The organism is Mesobacillus campisalis (assembly GCF_000986785.1).
GTDB lineage: Bacteria > Bacillota > Bacilli > Bacillales > Cytobacillaceae > Mesobacillus_B > Mesobacillus_B campisalis.
On sequence record NZ_LAYY01000004.1, the window covers coordinates 163,278 to 179,548 of the forward strand.

At 41.4% G+C, this 16,271-nt stretch carries 14 protein-coding genes and 1 pseudogene; 11 read left to right on the forward strand and 4 right to left on the reverse strand.

Annotated features, from left to right (window positions below; translation table 11 throughout):
• Positions 1-40 precede the first annotated feature (40 nt).
• Both WQ57_RS27295 and WQ57_RS05235 read left to right on the forward strand, forming a co-directional pair.
• Complete coding sequence (locus WQ57_RS27295) at positions 41-1,204, forward strand: SEC-C metal-binding domain-containing protein (RefSeq protein WP_046522664.1); 1,164 nt, start codon at positions 41-43, stop codon at positions 1,202-1,204.
• A 458-nt stretch (positions 1,205-1,662) separates the two neighbouring features.
• Positions 1,663-3,933 (forward strand): ATP-binding cassette domain-containing protein, encoded by a 2,271-nt coding sequence (locus WQ57_RS05235; protein ID WP_046522665.1) that lies wholly within the window; start codon positions 1,663-1,665, stop codon positions 3,931-3,933.
• A gap of 30 nt (positions 3,934-3,963) precedes the next feature.
• On the opposite strand, the gene WQ57_RS27475 is transcribed toward WQ57_RS05235, so the two are convergent.
• The 4 genes and pseudogenes from WQ57_RS27475 to WQ57_RS05250 all read right to left on the reverse strand — a co-directional run bounded on the left by WQ57_RS27475 (position 3,964) and on the right by WQ57_RS05250 (position 5,975).
• Positions 3,964-4,185 (reverse strand): IS3 family transposase, encoded by a 222-nt coding sequence (locus WQ57_RS27475; RefSeq protein WP_420912379.1) that lies wholly within the window; start codon positions 4,183-4,185, stop codon positions 3,964-3,966.
• A pseudogene (locus tag WQ57_RS27480) lies at positions 4,177-4,410 on the reverse strand (DDE-type integrase/transposase/recombinase); the annotation flags it as partial. The gene WQ57_RS27475 and the pseudogene WQ57_RS27480, both read right to left, overlap by 9 nt.
• Positions 4,411-4,445: 35 nt before the next feature.
• Positions 4,446-4,718, reverse strand: a complete 273-nt coding sequence (locus WQ57_RS27485) for an IS3 family transposase (protein ID WP_420912380.1) — start codon at positions 4,716-4,718, stop codon at positions 4,446-4,448.
• Positions 4,719-5,174: 456 nt separating this feature from the next.
• Positions 5,175-5,975, reverse strand: a complete 801-nt coding sequence (locus tag WQ57_RS05250) for an alpha/beta fold hydrolase (RefSeq protein WP_046522667.1) — start codon at positions 5,973-5,975, stop codon at positions 5,175-5,177.
• A 383-nt stretch (positions 5,976-6,358) separates the two neighbouring features.
• Between WQ57_RS05250 and WQ57_RS05255 the strand changes: the two genes are divergently transcribed.
• The 9 genes from WQ57_RS05255 (at position 6,359) to WQ57_RS05295 (ending at position 16,244) form a co-directional block, all read left to right on the forward strand.
• Positions 6,359-7,048: an ABC transporter ATP-binding protein gene (locus tag WQ57_RS05255; protein ID WP_046522668.1), complete on the forward strand. Its 690-nt coding sequence runs from the start codon at positions 6,359-6,361 to the stop codon at positions 7,046-7,048.
• Between the two features lie 2 nt (positions 7,049-7,050).
• Entirely contained in the window at positions 7,051-9,423 is a 2,373-nt protein-coding gene (locus tag WQ57_RS05260) for an ABC transporter permease (RefSeq protein ID WP_046522669.1), read from the forward strand.
• Between the two features lie 17 nt (positions 9,424-9,440).
• Positions 9,441-10,178 carry an SDR family NAD(P)-dependent oxidoreductase gene (locus tag WQ57_RS05265; RefSeq protein ID WP_046522670.1) on the forward strand — a complete coding sequence of 246 codons (738 nt, stop codon included), beginning with the start codon at positions 9,441-9,443 and terminating at the stop codon, positions 10,176-10,178.
• Positions 10,169-11,236: a 3-oxoacyl-ACP synthase III family protein gene (locus tag WQ57_RS05270; RefSeq protein ID WP_241481485.1), complete on the forward strand. Its 1,068-nt coding sequence runs from the start codon at positions 10,169-10,171 to the stop codon at positions 11,234-11,236. Before WQ57_RS05265 ends, WQ57_RS05270 begins: the two co-directional genes overlap by 10 nt.
• A 115-nt stretch (positions 11,237-11,351) precedes the next feature.
• Positions 11,352-12,371, forward strand: coding sequence for a 3-oxoacyl-ACP synthase III family protein (locus tag WQ57_RS05275; RefSeq protein WP_046522671.1), 1,020 nt, complete (start codon positions 11,352-11,354; stop codon positions 12,369-12,371).
• Positions 12,372-12,399: 28 nt separating this feature from the next.
• Complete coding sequence (locus tag WQ57_RS05280; protein WP_046522672.1) at positions 12,400-13,236, forward strand: 3-hydroxyacyl-CoA dehydrogenase family protein; 837 nt, start codon at positions 12,400-12,402, stop codon at positions 13,234-13,236.
• Positions 13,220-14,191, forward strand: a complete 972-nt coding sequence (locus WQ57_RS05285; protein ID WP_162200600.1) for a 3-oxoacyl-[acyl-carrier-protein] synthase III C-terminal domain-containing protein — start codon at positions 13,220-13,222, stop codon at positions 14,189-14,191. The genes WQ57_RS05280 and WQ57_RS05285 overlap by 17 nt, the downstream gene beginning before the upstream one ends.
• Before the next feature lie 18 nt (positions 14,192-14,209).
• Positions 14,210-15,184 carry a 3-oxoacyl-[acyl-carrier-protein] synthase III C-terminal domain-containing protein gene (locus WQ57_RS05290; RefSeq protein WP_046522674.1) on the forward strand — a complete coding sequence of 325 codons (975 nt, stop codon included), beginning with the start codon at positions 14,210-14,212 and terminating at the stop codon, positions 15,182-15,184.
• A gap of 58 nt (positions 15,185-15,242) precedes the next feature.
• Positions 15,243-16,244: a 3-oxoacyl-[acyl-carrier-protein] synthase III C-terminal domain-containing protein gene (locus tag WQ57_RS05295; RefSeq protein WP_046522675.1), complete on the forward strand. Its 1,002-nt coding sequence runs from the start codon at positions 15,243-15,245 to the stop codon at positions 16,242-16,244.
• Positions 16,245-16,271 lie beyond the last annotated feature (27 nt).

The window sequence follows — 16,271 nt, forward strand, 5'->3', positions numbered from 1 at the left end:
AACCGTCCCCCTGATCTAGAAATAGGGAAGGGTTGACAACATGACTTTTTTGGAAAAAATTAAACCACATTTATTCAGTGATGATTTTTTGATACAACAAACGGTGCTCCATGCCATTCATGATTATCCATCTTTTCCGATTGAATGGACGAATGAGCTGTTGAAAAGAGCTTTTTCACATAAAGAATCCGCAGCTACCATTCTTATGTATATTGATAATCAGCCCTTAAACGAGGAATCATTACAGATTCTTCTGGAGCATATCCCAGTAATGGACAGGTCTATTGTTCATTTGGCGATAAGTTTGTTAAACGAGCTGGAACCGGAACTCGCCCTGCAATATAAGGAGCAGCTGGAACCTTACATATCAAAAGATGTATGGACTCTGTACGATTTGTTGGTACATGGCACAGAGGAAGAGGTTTATAGTGAATATGGAATAGCGCTAAACGCTCTTGAACAAGAACAGTATCATAATCACGGTCCATACATGAGAGCAAAGAAACTGGCAGCTTGCATCGTGAAAAACGGCTGGGTCACGGAAAAGGAAATCGACCTCGTGATGCAAGATCAATTAAAAGACAAATGGTTTTCTTATAACGGGATTTTACACGTTTATATGATTGGATTATTAAAACTGGACAAGTATATCCCTGTACTGGCGAGCTTATTTGACCGGGATGAGGACAACCTGTTAGAAGAAACAGCTGCCGCGTTAATAAGCTTACAGTCTGACGAGGTTGTAAAGCATGTAAGTCCATACTTAAATAACGAGAATTCCATCATTTTTGCCACTTCCGTCATTGAAAATATCAAATCTGACCTGGCCATTGCGGCTTTAAGGGAAGCCTATCGAAATACAACAGTCAATGATGAACAAGACCTAATTATTGAGGCGCTTTGTCATCAGCTATCTGCAGAAGCTTTGCCTGAAATCAGCAAACATATGGAACAAGGAGTATTTTCTGACCTGGTTGATATTGAACAGACAGTATATAGCTATTTTTCCATTTTAGGCTTGGAACATCCGGAACTGGAGTCGTGGAGAAAAGCTGCCATGGAGCAGGAAATGCATTATCGGGAAGCGAGCCAGGAGGGGAACATGGTTGCAAATACTCCGATTCGAAACGAAAAGAAAGTTGGACGAAACGATCCTTGTCCATGCGGAAGCGGGAAGAAATATAAAAAATGCTGCGGGAAATGACACTATAGGAGAAGACTTCATTGCGGCAGAGATGTTCACAACCCTCGATGCCATAGAGTATCAAATCAAGAAATACTCACGGATCCAACTGTCAATCCAGAGGTACCCCATGACTATTTAGATTATAAAGGTAGTTAGCAGCACCCACTTACGAAGTGGGTGCTGTTATTATATTTGGAAGGACAATTGGAAACATTAAACACTCATTAGCAGACATGACGTGAACCTAATTACCATTTTGTGTTACCTAAGGTTCAAAGAACCTAAATAGAAGGCGCTGATCCAATATCTAAAAGTAAAACGAATGGATTGGATGAGTATACAAGCAGGTGATAAACTGGTATAAAGATGACCCACAGGGACAAGGGGACAGGTCAACTACTCGATTTGATTCAGCCGTTGGGTCATGGACCCTGTCCCTGTGTCTCAGCAGGAGATCAAACAGAAATGGTGATAAAATGTCTGAAAAAAAAGATGGAATCATTTTAAGAGGCCTTAAAGAAAATAATTTAAAAAATATAGATTTAACGATTCCAAAGGAAAAAATAATCGTATTTACCGGCCTTTCCGGTTCAGGAAAGAGTTCGGTTGTGTTTAATACATTAGCAACGGAAAGCAGAAGGCAGATGACTGCTAACTATCCTCAATATGTCAGATATCAAATGCCAAGGTACGAAAGGCCTCACGCTGATCTTATGCAAAACCTAAGCCCGGTTGTCGTCGTAGAACAAAGGCCTGCAGGGAGCCATTCCCGCTCAACAGTAGGCACCTATATGGATCTTCATCCATTAATCAGACTTTTGTTCTCAAGGATCGGAAAACCATCAATAGGTTCTGCCACTGACTTTTCGAGCCAAAGCTCCTTCGGCAGATGTCCGGAATGTGGGGGATTTGGGGAAGTCATTGCGCCAGACCTCACTAAGATGATTGATTTCGACAAGTCACTTCGGGATTTTGCAGTGAAATTCAAGCCATTATCGCCATCAGGATGGCAAGGCAGATGGATGATGACCGGTGGTTTATTCGATCCTGACCTGCCGATTAAGGACTACCCGGAAGAGAAACTGCACCTGCTTTTATATGGTCCCCGGGAAGGGGAAAAAGTCTATGCGCCGTTCCACACAAAAAACGGACCTCAACAGCATGAGTGGGATGGGTTATTGCCCAGATTTACGCGCCTTTATATCAATCGAGATCTCTCAAAGCTAAAAGAAGTAACCCAGGAAGATGTCTTAACAGTATCAACACAAACACTATGTCCAACCTGCCAAGGTTCAGGCCTGAACCCAAAGGTATTGGAATGCAGTATCAATGGCTTAAATATTGCAGAATATGATCAATTAGAGCTAACAGAACTGGTGGAGGAACTAACGAAAATACAAGATCCGATCGGAGAGGCTATTGCACGACAAGCAATTCCACCTGTCGTACAACTAATTGAAATGGGACTAGGTTATCTGAGTCTATCAAGGAAAATGGGGACCTTGTCCGGCGGAGAAGCCCAAAGGGTAAAAATTGCTCGTCATTTAGGCAGCAGCCTCAACAATCTTACCTACATTTTCGACGAACCAAGTGCGGGACTTCATCCAGAAGAAGTGAACATGGTCATCCAGATGATGAAAAAGATAAAAGCCGAGCATAACACTGTCATTGTCATTGAACACGATTTATCCGTCATAAAAGCAGCGGATGAAATCATCGAGATGGGACCAGGAGCAGGTGTAAATGGCGGAGAAGTTGTCTATCAAGGGAAATTAGCAGGGCTAACAAACTCAAAAGCTGCAACAAACTTGCACCACAAGCTGAAAATCAACACAAATCCAAGGAATATAGAAAATTATTTTTCAATAAAAAGCGCTAACAACAATAATTTGAAAAATATAAACGTTGATATTCCTAAAAATGTTTTAGTCTCTATATGCGGCGTATCTGGTTCAGGGAAAAGCTCTCTAATGTTCGGGGCATTCGCAGAAAGGTATCCCGGGACGATCATTGCAGGGCAAGGCAGTATTGGAATCTCCAATCGTTCAACCCTCGCCACCTATATGGGAATTATGGACGATGTCCGCTCCATCTTTTCAAAAGAAACAAGGCAGCCGGCAGGTTTGTTCAGCTTTAACTCTTTAGGCGCATGTCCGATTTGCAAAGGAAAAGGAGTCCTAAAGCCAGACGTTGCATTTGCTGACCCGGTTACAATCACATGTGAAGCGTGTGAAGGTACAAGATATTCAGACGAAGCGCTTGCCTATCGGTATCAAGATAAAAATATAGTGGAGATTTTAGATTTAACGATCGACGAGGCGATGAACGATTTTCACATGCCAAGGATCATAAACAGAGTGAAGACACTAAAAGAGGTAGGCTTAGGGTATCTGACTCTTGGACAGACAACAAGTTCCCTGAGCGGTGGAGAAATCCAGCGGCTCAAACTTGCAAGCCACTTACAAAAGGAAGGACAAATCTACTTATTGGACGAGCCATCCTTAGGGCTGCATACAAAAGATAATGGCAAGCTCTTGGAAGTCTTTCAAAAGCTTGTCAATAAAGGAAATTCAGTCATCCTTATCGAACACAATCCAGACTTTATTGCGGCAAGTGATTGGGTCATCGAAATGGGCCCAGGCGGCGGCAAACAAGGCGGCCATATTATCTTTGAGGGCACCCCGGAAAAGATGCTGCAGGCAGAAACACTAACTGCGAAATGGTTAAAGGGACAAGGGGACAGGTAATGAGCTGATCCCCAAAAGTTAGAGTTTTTATTATACAGCTAATTGGCTGGTATGGTTCCGGTACTGAACCGGGCTCATGCCCGCCAATTTTTGCTTAATACGTTTGTTATTATAGTAATCTATATATCTCTCAATTCTCTCAGTTAACTCTTTAACCGTACACAATGCCTCGCCATAAAACATCTCTTGTTTTAGAATGCCGAATAAATTCTCCATAGGGGAGTAATCTAAACAGTTTCCTTTTCGTGACATACTTTGAAAAACCTTATTTTCCTTAAGTGCCTTAACCCGATTTTTATGTCGATATTGCCATCCTTGATCAAAGTGAATCGTTGTCCTAAACCTTGAGTCTTTTACCGTTTCAATTGCCTCTTTAAGGGGTCTAATCGCAAGATCTAGAGTGGGACTGGTACCTGCCGCATAATAAAGAATTTCACCGTTATATAGGTCCATAATAGGGCTAAGATAAAGCTTTTCACCATTTAAACACTTAAATTATGTAATATCAGTGGTTAATTTCTGATGGCATACACTAGTTTGAAAACGACGATTGCGACCTCCCCTACATTCCCCTTATAGGAACTGTACTTCCGTGTTTTTCTGCTAAATTTGCCATTTCTAAGGCCGAGCTTGCGCATAATACGTTGCACAGCCTTATAATTTACTTTGTATCCTTTGTTCCTTAATGCTAATTTGATTCTTCGGTACCCATAATTCCCATCGTTTTCGTCGTATATAGCCTGGATACGATCCTCTAATTCTTGTTTTGGGTTTTCCTTTTTCATCGCTTTTATTTGGTTATGGTAAGTTGATTCTGGAATCTCTAGCAAAGATAAAGTTGTAAATATCAATGTAAAAAACAACTATGTGTTCATCCCTGTTAACGATATGGAATCTATAAAACTTTTGTAATATATCAACAGATGACCACCCTAAAAAGAAAAAAGATTTTTTCAATAGTTAGTAAAGGTCATTAAAAATAAAAAGAGACCTTTACCAATTATACTGGTAAAGGTCTCGCTAGCAATGAACATTGCCAACAATGCCGAGGACTCTCATCCTTAAAACGACGACTTAGTTAAAGCTACTCCCCTTAAGAGAAACATATAAATTTATAATACTAATATTGTAATTATTAAGTAGTTAAAAATCAATAAATTGGCATAACAGTGAAGTCATTAAGAAAAATCTTTTTTTCAAACGTAAGCGAGATTCCAGAGGAACGACCTCACAGATATTTATCAAACTGATGCCCTATTGCTATCTTCTTTCATAAAGTTATTCAATAGGCGATTGAATGTATCAGGTTGACAGAGGTTGCTCGGGTCAAATGAATTTTCTATGATTTCAAACTTGCAATTTGGGAGTCGCTCTGCAATTTGTCTGCTCATTTCGATGCCAATCTTCGTTTGATTTCCGACCAACACGAGGGAGGGCATATGTAATTCAGTGATAAAGTCCGTGTAGTCAATCTTATTGATCGCTAATCTTTGCTTCACTACTTCTTTTTTTCTCATGTTGGTGACCACTTTTTCCATCTCTTCCAGGGCTAATGGCCATTTGGCATAGGTACTTCTAATCGAGTTGATTAGAAATTTTGTAGGTAAATAGTAAGCCACAACCATATAAGCACCAATCATCATTCCGAGCATTTTTAAATTAGTTGGTTTAGTCGTGCAAAAACTATCAACAATCACAAGTTTCTTTACGGTATCTGGATAAAGTTTGGTGAACAATTGGCAGATCACTCCACCATAAGACACCCCTACAAAAGTCGCGGAATTGACTTCTAATTGATCTAGCAGCGTTTTCAAATCCTCACATTGTTTGGCTAACACGTCGGAAACTTTTGCCGTTAATTCCCCAGATTCTCCATTCCCCCGCAAGTCCATCGTAATCACTTTGTTTTTATGCTTAAAGTACTCAACTTGCGGGTGATACATTGATAAGCTTGCTCCTAATCCATGGATAAAAACAAGCGGTTCTCCTTCGCCTTCCACTTCATAATGAATGGTCGTTTGATTGACTCTTGCTTTAGGCAATGCAGGCCCTCCCTCAAGAAATGTTCAACCTGTAAAAAACGGAACTCCATACTGAACATTAAGAATGATTATTATTGAATTGTTATTCTCTAATTATTTATAACACATCCCATGATCAATCCCAAATGAAATCTAAACCTCTTTTTAGCCCTTTATTCAGGGGGCAGAAGGTCAACTTATTTTTCTTCGGGAGTTTTTTCACATGATTTTGTTTTATTAGAAAAACAATCGTTCTTATTTCCTAGGACTAAATTCTCAAAATTTAAAATGTAATCGCTTTATTGTAATGATTTTGTAAACTTCAGATAATTTGACTTTTTTTGTGATAACATAGGTCCTGTTGTAAGAACATGCCAAATAATATAAAAAAAGGAGAGGGTGGGATGATTTACCTACAGGATATTAAAAAGCAATACCATATGGGGGATGTGACCGTTGATGCATTAAATATCCCAAGTTTAACAATTGACCGAGGTGAATTTATTACAATTTTAGGTCCAAGTGGCTCCGGAAAGACAACGTTGTTAAATATATTGGGCGGACTGGATAAGCCTGATTCTGGAAATGTCAACATTTCTAATCTGGAGTTAGGAAATCTAAGTGATAAAGAATTAACGAATTACCGCAAAGAAAATGTGGGGTTCATCTTTCAATTTTTTAATTTAATTCCAACGTTGACCGCCTATGAAAATATTAAAATTGGTGCAGATTTAGTTAAAAGTTCATTGAATATCGACTCTTTATTGGAAAGTGTGGGTCTTACGGAGCGAAAGGATCATTTCCCGGCGCAGTTAAGCGGAGGGCAGCAACAACGCGTTTCCATTGCCAGGGCGATCGTGAAAAATCCACCTTTGCTGCTTTGTGATGAGCCAACCGGGGCGCTTGACAGCAAGACGGGTGATCAAGTGTTGCAGCTTTTATATAAACTGTCAAAACAAGAAAAGAAGACGGTCATTATTGTCACGCACGACCAAAAAATAGCGGACATTTCCGACCGTGCGATTTATTTGAAAGACGGAAAAATTGTGGAGGATGTTAAAAACAGTAGTCCTAGAAAGCTTATCGGGGTGTAGCCATGTTAAATAAGAAACTCATGCGGGAATGGAAACAATTATTTTGGCAAGGGTTCCTCATTGTTCTCATTACTTGTATTGGGGTAGGAATGTATATCGCATCATATAAAGCGTTTTTAAGCCTGGAGGATAGTTACGATTATACGTATGAAAAACTAGGGTTTGCTGATGTGCAATTTATGACAAGAGATACCCCAAGGGATTCGCTTGAAGAAATTCGTTCTCTTCCCGGTGTAAAAAATGCAGAAACGAGAGAAATTGCCTCCGCTTCATTAAGCTTAGGGAAACAGGAAGAAAAAGCCGCAATTGAAGCAAGAGTGATTGGTCTATCGGCGGAAGAGCAGAAAGTGAATAAGGTACATATTTTGAATGGGCAGTCTTTAGAAGACAACTCTGTTTGGGTGGAAAGGCATTTTGCCGAAGAACATTTGTTGAATCCTGGAGACACGTTAACGTTTAGAGGATTGGACAGCGAACAAGGGTGGAAAGTAGCAGGCATTGTCAGTTCTCCGGAATATTTATGGGTCGCAAAGAATCGCTCTGAAGTCATGCCTTCTCCAAAAGAATTTGGTGTCTTTTTCACGAATCAGGATAGCTTGGCAAGTTTGGGAAGTGTCACATCCTACCATGATGTCGTGATTACGAGTGAAGATCCAGAACGGAATACGAAGGAAATTGAAGAAATATTGGCACCATACCAAGTAATGGATGTCGTAGAGAAAGAAGAACAAATCTCGTATGAGTTATTGAAATTGGACCTTGATGGATTTAAAGAGTTAGCCTATATATTTCCGGTTCTGTTTCTTACAGTGTCAGGCTTTATCATTTTTATCTTGCTAAGCAGATTAGTGGATCAGCAACGTCCGATTATCGGAACTTTACGATCTTTGGGGTATTCCCAAAAGAGCATCAGGTGGCATTACTTAAAATTCTCAGTAATCCTATCGGTGATTGGGGGGATTTTAGGTACCATCATTGGCTATTATTTTGGGGACATTGTTTTTGACATGTACCGTGAACGGATCGGTTTGCCGTTTGGGGAAAGCGAGCTATACTTGTCACTTTGGTTTACCGGAATCCTCTTCAGTGTGTTAATCGGTGCACTTGCGGGCTATTTCCCGGCACGAAAAGCAGCTAAGTTGATGCCAGTTGAGGCTATGAGAGCTTCCTCACCGAAAAAAGAATCAAAAGTTTATAAATGGCTGATAAAACGATTTGATCCAATGATTAGACGGCTGCCGTTGACATTGCGGACGGTGATTCGCAATATGTTCCGCAACATTGGACGATATGCACTGACCATTTTTGGAATTGCGGTCGCCATCAGTTTAGTATTTACCACGTCAGGAATGCTCGATTCCGTAAAATACATCATCAGCCAACAATTTGAGGAAGTGGAGAATTACGACCTTTCCGTTGTTTTCCATGAACCAATTGATGAAATAGCCATGGAGCAGCTTTTGGCAACGGAAGGAATAGACAAGCAAGAAGGCGTTTTAGATATCCCGGTTAACGCCACCGTAAACGGGGAATCGATGCAAACGATGCTTCGAGGGATCGGTGAAAACCAAGAACTTTATAAAGTTTATGAAAATATTCCTTGGTTAAATCTTTCTTCCGGGAAAGTCGAGGTTCCTGAAAATGGTGTTCTAATTTCAAAAAGTATTCAAAGTCAGTTAAAAGTTGGCATTGGTGATGAAATCAGGGTGGAGTCGCCGCTTTACCAGGAAAACGCTGAATATACTGTGAGTGGAATTGTCAACCTTCCTGTCGGATCAATCATGATTCAGGATCTTTCAAAAGTTCATGAAACGTTTATCGATTCGTCTACGGCTAGCTTCAATAAAGCGTTTGTGAATGTATCTGGAGATAAGCAAGAGATCATGAGTGCATTAGCAGAGAACCCAAATATTGTTTCGGTCCAAGACCACGAGAATATGACGGTCCAATTAAATAATTTTATGGGGCTTTTTAATCTCTTTATTCTCATTATGTTTATCTTTTCCATCGTATTGGCAACAGCGATTTTATTCTCCGTTATTTTCATCAATGTAATGGAAAGAAAAAATGAAATAACCACGATGCGTGCCTTTGGCTATTCAAAGCGGAGAATCCTAAATATGTTTGCTGTTGAACATGTATTTATCTCGATGATCGCCCTTGTCTTAGGAGTGGCCTTTGGTATTGAGGGAATGCTTACAGTTTCCCTGCTATACAACAGCGATGTGCTGACATTTCCGATTTTTATTCAGCCACTGAGTATTGTATGGACACTGATTCTATTAATCTTTGTCGTCTTTATTGCTCAACTGGTCAGCCAGCGGGTAGTCAATCAATTTAAGCTTGCAGATGTGATTAAAGAAATGGCGAGATAAGGGAAAGGAGAAGCGCGATGAAGTTACACAATAAAGTTATTCTCATTACCGGCGGCAGCAGAGGGCTGGGAAAAGCAATGGCTTTAGGGTGTGCGGCAGAGAGCGGCGAAGTGATCATCACTGGCCGTTCCTCCGTCCCGCCTGTCTGGGTAAATGATTATGAACATATCTCTTATTTTCAACAAGATGTTGGATCCATGGAATCAACGAAAAAAGTAATTGAGCGGGTGATCGCTCAATATGGACAAATGGATGTGCTGGTGAATAATGCAGGAGTTAATCGAGACCATTTGTTTAAGAATATGTCGCTTGAAGACTGGAATGAGGTCATCCATACCAATTTAACCGGCCCCTTTATTTGCAGTAAAGCGGTTTTGCCTTATTTTACAGAACAAGGATATGGAAAAATCATTAATATTTCTTCAGCTGCCGCCACAAGGGTGAATATTGGCCAAGCAAATTATTGCTCGGCGAAAGCGGGAATCGAAATGCTTACAAAAGTGTTGGCGATTGAGCTGCCGCGCTTAGGCAACATCACTGTCAATTGTATTCAACCCGGTGTTTTTGAGGAGGGAATGGGAGAGGAATTAATGAGCAGGGAAAAGGTTTGGGAAAAGTATAAACCAAGGTTTGCTTCAGGAAGGCCAGGCTATGGAGAAGAATTGGCTTCAAGCCTCGTGTTTTTAGCCAGCGATGAAAGCAATTATATTAATGGGCATGTATTAGAAGTGAATGGAGGATTATTGTGGGTATAACGATGACGCAGGAAAGAAATGAGGCAGTTAAATCGGTTTCTACGCTTACGGATGTCAATGTCGGAATTTTAGGGGTTGGTTCTTACGTCCCTAGCACCATAGTCACAAATCAAGAGTTGGAACAAAAAATTGATACAACCAATGAATGGATTGTCGCAAAAACCGGAATCGAAGAAAGAAGGCATTTGGAAAAAGAAAAAGCAACTTCGCATATGTGCATTATGGCTGCAAACGAAGCGTTGGCGAATGCAGGGATCCTAGCGAAAGATTTAGACGCGATTATCATCACGACGTTTACACCAGACTATATCCTGCCTTCGACGGCTTTAATTGTCAAAGAAGCGATTGGGGCTTCCAATGCCATGCCCATTGACTTAAATCAAGTCGCATGTGCAGGGACTCTTTATGGAATGGTGTTAGGTACCCATTTCTTGTTGAACCCGAACCATAAAAATGTACTCGTTATTGGTGCTGAAGCGATGTCCCGCATTATCAATCCGGCTGACCGTTCTACATATGTCTTTTTTGGCGACGCTGCAGGGGCGATTGTTCTTAGAAGAATGAAAAAAGGAGTCAATGCCGGGATTTTAGGCTGGGATATTAACTCCAAGCTTGAGATGGATGTTCACATTCCAAGCGGAGGATCAAAGTCGCCAGTTGATCAAGACAGTTTGTCAGCTGGAAAACAATACCTCCATATGAATGGCAGGAACGTTTGGAAAAATGCAACAACTCATCTACCATCCTCTGTTCTTAGTTTACTAGAAAATCATGGTTTTAGAAAAGAGGATATCGACTTATTTTTATTCCACCAAGCAAACTTAAATATTATTAAAGAGTGCATGAATCAGTTAGGAATGCCTATGGACAAAACCTTTTGCAATGTCATGAAATACGGAAATACAAGTGCGGCTACCTTGCCTGTCGTCTTATATGAGGCTTTAAAAGCAGGAAAGATTAAGCAGGATGATTTTCTTGTTTTGTCAACAATCGGTGCGGGTTTTTTATGGGGCTCGATGTTAATCCAATTCTCAATGGATTCTGCTGACTTTGAATAATCAAAACAGGTGTTGTTGATTTTGCTAGAACGACATGGCACAACGCTATGAAGCAAGCATTTGAGCCACAGTCTCTAAACCATAGAATGAATGATTGCGAATAAGGGAGGATATGATGAATAAAAAATTAGTGCTAAATGTTGGGATCTTGTCTACGGGAAAGTACTTGCCTGAAAAGGTTGTCACCAATTTCGATTTAGAGAAAATCGTTGATACATCTGATGAGTGGATCACTGAAAAAATTGGCATAAAAGAAAGAAGAATTGCTGCCGACGATGAACATACTTCGGACATGGGCGTAAAGGCCTTGTTGGATGCGGTCGAGCGCGCCGATATTTCTTTAGATGAAATCGATTTAGTCATTTCCGGATCCAATACTCCGGATCATAAAAGCCCACAAATGGCTTGTTTAATGATGAACAAACTTGGAATGAGCGGGACGCCAGGATTTGATGTAAGGTCAGGAGGCTGCCCGGGCGGAGTTTTTGCTTTATCGGTCGGGGCACGATTTATCGCAGATGGAACGTATAAAACCGTTGCTGTTGTGATCCCGGAATTAAATTCACGAGTGATGAACTGGAAGGATCGGACAACGTGCGTCATTCTTGGGGACGGGGCTGGCTGTTATATACTTCGTGCAACGAAAAATGACACAGGCATCCTCCACACGAAATTAGGGTCGGAGCCATCTGGCTATTATGGAGCCTATGTTCCGGGAGGCGGCGATGCGTTGCCGTTAACGAAGGAAAATATCGATGATGGGCTGCAATATTTCCATATGGATGGGAAAGGGGTTTTTAAATTTGGCACCTCGATTATTCCACAAATGGCCGAAGAAATGGCGGAGGCGACGGACATTCCTTTAGAGGAAGTGGACTTGTTCCTTACCCATCAAGCGAATGCCAATATCATTCGAATCGGGCTAGAACAGGTTGGGGTGCCTTATGAGAAGGCGTTGGTCAACTTAACCAAATACGGAAATATGTCAGGTGCGTCCATGCCGGTCGCGTTGACAGAAGCAGTCGATGAGGGACGGCTGACCCCGGGAAAAGTAATCTTTTTATTGGCGTTTGGTGCCGGATTATCTTATGGATCAATTGCTCTTCGTTGGTGCGATCGCAGCGATTTTATCTAAGAACTTTATATGAGAGGAGAAAAAAACAATGAAAAAACGCAGAGTAGCGGTGATCGGGATCGGGTTAATGGGACAAGGAATCGCCCATTGTTTTGCAAGGGATGGCTTTGAGGTTGTGACGGTGACGAGAAAAGGCGAAAACAAAATGAAACCGTATTTAGAAAAAGAACTGCGAAAAAACCGCATCACGGAAGAAGACTTCAATCAAGTCCTTGCCAACATTGTCCCGGTAACAATGGAAGATTTCGATGGTGATGTCGAATTGGCGATTGAGGCGGTCCATGAACAAAAAGATCTCAAACATGAGACTTTCAAAAAGCTGGAGGAAAAATGTCATGCAGAAACGATTTTGGCCACGACGACTTCTACCATTCCTGTCGGTTTCATTGCCCAGGCAGTCGAGGATAAAAGCAGAGTCGTGGGGATGCATTTCTGTTCTCCTGTTACCCAAATGACGATTGTAGAAGTTATTAAAGGGGTTGAAACAAGTGAAGCAACAATTGAAAAGGCAAAAGAGTACAGCTTGTTAATCAAGAAAGAACCATTGGTTGTTAAGGATTTTCCTGGTTTTGTCATTAGCCGTTTGGTCCAGGCGGTTGTCAATGAGGCAGCTTTGATTTATATGCAGGGAGTTGCCGATGCCGAGACGATTGACCGCGCCGCCCAAATCGGGATGAGCCTCCCGGTTGGACCGTTAAAATTAGCCGACTTAGTTGGAATCGATGTCGCTTTAAGAGGACTGGATTCGATGAGAGAAATGATGGGGGATGACCGTTACAATGCAAGTCCTGTCATCCGGCAAAAGGTCTATGAAGGGCATATCGGCAGAAAAGTGGGAAAGGGGTTCTATGAGTATAATGACTAACATACCCGTTGGATTAAAGTCAGTGGGGGTTTTTACTCCTGCTGTGAAAAAGGAATACAGTCTTCCTGATGGTACAGTCCAGGCGGTGGGGACCGCTGATCATCACTTGACGACGTTTATGATGGCTGAACAGGCGTTTAATGATTCCTTGCAAAAATCACAGATTGACACAAGCCATGTCGAGCATTTTGTTTATATGAATGATTCATTTGCCGACCATTTGTATTTAATGAATAGCCGAAGCCTTTTAAATCGAGTCGGTGTCAATCGGGCCGTTACCTATAATATGTATCAAGGCGGAAACTCTTCCTTATTAGGCTGTAAATTTGCGATTGACCATTTAAAGGTGAATCCAGAGGTTACCCATTCATTTGTGGGCGCATCGAGTCATTGGGAATATCATAGTGAAAATCGGGCGTTAGGGGATGCGATTTTAGGTGACGGTGCCGCAGTGGCCCATTTTGAAAAAGGTCATGAAGACTTTCAATTTCTCTCTTTTGCTTCAAAGACGCTAGGAAAATACAATGATATCAATTATTTGGCGATTGGCGGCTACAGGCACCCGTTAGTCGAGGAAAATATCAAAAACGGCGAGTTTGTTTTTAAAGTTCATAACAAAGAAAACTATCATGAACTGCAAGGATTGGCAGCCAGCGCTGCTGCTGAGACTTTAGCAAAGGCCTTATTAAAAGCCAAGACTGAGATCTCTGCGATTGATTTATTCGTCCTCCATTCCCATACGGCTTCGCTTTCCAGCCAATTTGCCGGCCAGCTGCAAATACCGAAGGCGAAAGTGCTCGAAACAGTAACGGATCATGGCTATATGGGTTCGGCGGGGACCTTGCTTGCGCTCGATAAAATGATGATTGACAGCCGAATTGATAAGGGTTCTTATGTAGCGGTTGTGTCCCTGGGCGTAGATGGGAATTTTAGCTCGAGCATTGTGAAAGTTTAATAGAGGGAGTGAGTAAATATGGGGATTGGAATCGCCTCGATTGGCGTTGAACTTCCAAAGAATAAAGTGCCGACGTCTGTGATTGCAGAACAAGCGGGTTTGCCGAAGGAAATTTATGATCGGTTAGAATGTTATGAAATTTGGCAGGCTGAGCCCGATGAGGACCCGACTACATTAGGGGTGCAATCAGCACGAAAGGCGCTCGCAGAAGCGAGAATAACTGCTGAAGAAGTTGATTTGATTATTGCAAACTGCTGGAATGCGGAATACCATATGTGGCAGTTTTCAGCAAAGATTCAAGAAGAACTTGGTGCAATCAATGCTACAACATTGGATCTTTATGGCGGGTGCAATGCCCTAGGGGGTATAATTTTGATTGCTTATGATCAATTAAGAGCGGATCAATCAATCAACAATGTTCTTATCGTCTGCTCCGAACAACTAAGCGGGGGAACGTTTCCGCAATTTATTGGCGATGGGGCTTGTTCCATCGTTTTAACTAAAGATGCGAATCAACTTTTATTAAAAGAATTTGTTCAGATTACTGACAAGCTTCCCGAACTTGGCTTGCTTGAAAAAGGCGGAACAAAGGTCCCGTTTACAAAGGATACGGAGTTTAATGGATCGATTTGGGAAAACGTCAAATTTAACATGGACAAGTTTAAAAAAGAAATTAAACCGTTTGTTTACAATATGACTGCTGAAGCCTTACAACTGGCCTGTGATAAGTATGGCTGTAAAGTGGAAGATTTAGATAAGATTTTTATGGTCCACCAGCAAAAGTATTTTTCTCTAGAATTAATGAAACATTTAGGCGTTCCTGGAGATAAAACGCCGGCACATTATATCGAGAAAGCCGGCCATTTTGGCGGACATGATGTTTTGATCACCTTGAAATGGGCGATTGAAGATGGGTTGGTAAAGAAGGGTGACCTGTTAGGCTGTATCATTTTTGGGCAAATGGAGTTCTATGGTTTTATCCTTGAATATTAAATGAAAATGATTGGATTAGAAATGGCATTGGAAATGAAGAGATTAAGAAGGTGAGAGAATGGAATTTATTGGCGTAAAGGGGACGGCGGTCTATCAGCCTGCCGATACGTTTCAAACGGACTTTTTGTTACATAACGGCCAAATTTCAGAAAAAACGTTTCATAAACTTGGGGTATCGTCCGTTCGGGTTGCCGCTGACTTGGAATCTCCAACAGTGCTTGCAATAAATGCAGCAAAATCGCTGCTAGACGAGACAAATGTTTCCGCGGATGAAATTAGCCTAGTGGTTTATGTCGGAGCCACTCCACCAGATTATCTGATTTGGTCGCCTTCCTCTAAAGTCTGTTATGAACTAGGGGTGAAAAAAGCAATTGGGTTTGAAATGATGCTTGGCTGCGGCGGGGTGCCGATGGCGTTAAAAACGGCAAAGGATATGTTATTAAATACTAAAGAGTGGAAGTATGCCTTAATTGTCTCAGGTGAAAATTGGGAACCTTACTCCACGAACCGGACCGGAGCTGGCCTAATTTTTGGCGATGCTGGGGCAGCGATTTTGCTCGAAAAAGATGAACTGGCAAAAAATCGATTGCTTGAATTTGCGGGTTTTACGGATGGAAGGTTTTACGACTTTGCGTTTTTAAGCAGTGGGACAAAATTTGCCGATATAGAGAGGCAAAAGCAAGCAACGATTCGGGAAAATGAATACAGCTTCTTTAATACAGAGCGTGCAGGTCTATTAAGAGAGGACAATATCAAGAATTACTTAAATATAGCCAATGAGGTTCTTGAAAAGTCGAAATTATCACTAAGTGAGATTGACTATTTAATGCTCCCTTCTGGAAGGAAGGATTTAATGGAAAAGCTGATTAAGGTTTTTGAATTTGATCGCAGCCGAACGAATTTGCCCTTCCTGGAAAATCAGGGAGATTTGGGGGCACCTGGATTCATTTGTGATTTAAACAATATGTTCAATACCTATCAGCCAAGACGCGGCGAAAAGATTCTTACTTTATCTGCAGGTGTAGGAATTTCTTGGCTTGGGTCCCTTATCGAAGTCTAGAAGAAATCGGACATTTACTTTTTGGAG

Excerpts from the sequence above, each read along its gene's own strand:
- WQ57_RS05280 (WP_046522672.1), top strand. The coding sequence starts at position 12,400 with ATGAAAAAACGCAGAGTAGCGGTGATCGGGATCGGGTTAATGGGACAA.
- WQ57_RS05290 (WP_046522674.1), top strand. The coding sequence starts at position 14,210 with ATGGGGATTGGAATCGCCTCGATTGGCGTTGAACTTCCAAAGAATAAA.
- WQ57_RS27485 (WP_420912380.1), bottom strand. The coding sequence starts at position 4,718 with ATGAAAAAGGAAAACCCAAAACAAGAATTAGAGGATCGTATCCAGGCT.
- WQ57_RS05235 (WP_046522665.1), top strand. The coding sequence starts at position 1,663 with ATGTCTGAAAAAAAAGATGGAATCATTTTAAGAGGCCTTAAAGAAAAT.
- WQ57_RS05265 (WP_046522670.1), top strand. The coding sequence starts at position 9,441 with ATGAAGTTACACAATAAAGTTATTCTCATTACCGGCGGCAGCAGAGGG.
- WQ57_RS05285 (WP_162200600.1), top strand. The coding sequence starts at position 13,220 with ATGAGTATAATGACTAACATACCCGTTGGATTAAAGTCAGTGGGGGTT.
- WQ57_RS05295 (WP_046522675.1), top strand. The coding sequence starts at position 15,243 with ATGGAATTTATTGGCGTAAAGGGGACGGCGGTCTATCAGCCTGCCGAT.
- WQ57_RS05260 (WP_046522669.1), top strand. The coding sequence starts at position 7,051 with ATGTTAAATAAGAAACTCATGCGGGAATGGAAACAATTATTTTGGCAA.
- WQ57_RS05275 (WP_046522671.1), top strand. The coding sequence starts at position 11,352 with ATGAATAAAAAATTAGTGCTAAATGTTGGGATCTTGTCTACGGGAAAG.
- WQ57_RS27475 (WP_420912379.1), bottom strand. The coding sequence starts at position 4,185 with ATGTCACGAAAAGGAAACTGTTTAGATTACTCCCCTATGGAGAATTTA.
- WQ57_RS05255 (WP_046522668.1), top strand. The coding sequence starts at position 6,359 with ATGATTTACCTACAGGATATTAAAAAGCAATACCATATGGGGGATGTG.
- WQ57_RS27295 (WP_046522664.1), top strand. The coding sequence starts at position 41 with ATGACTTTTTTGGAAAAAATTAAACCACATTTATTCAGTGATGATTTT.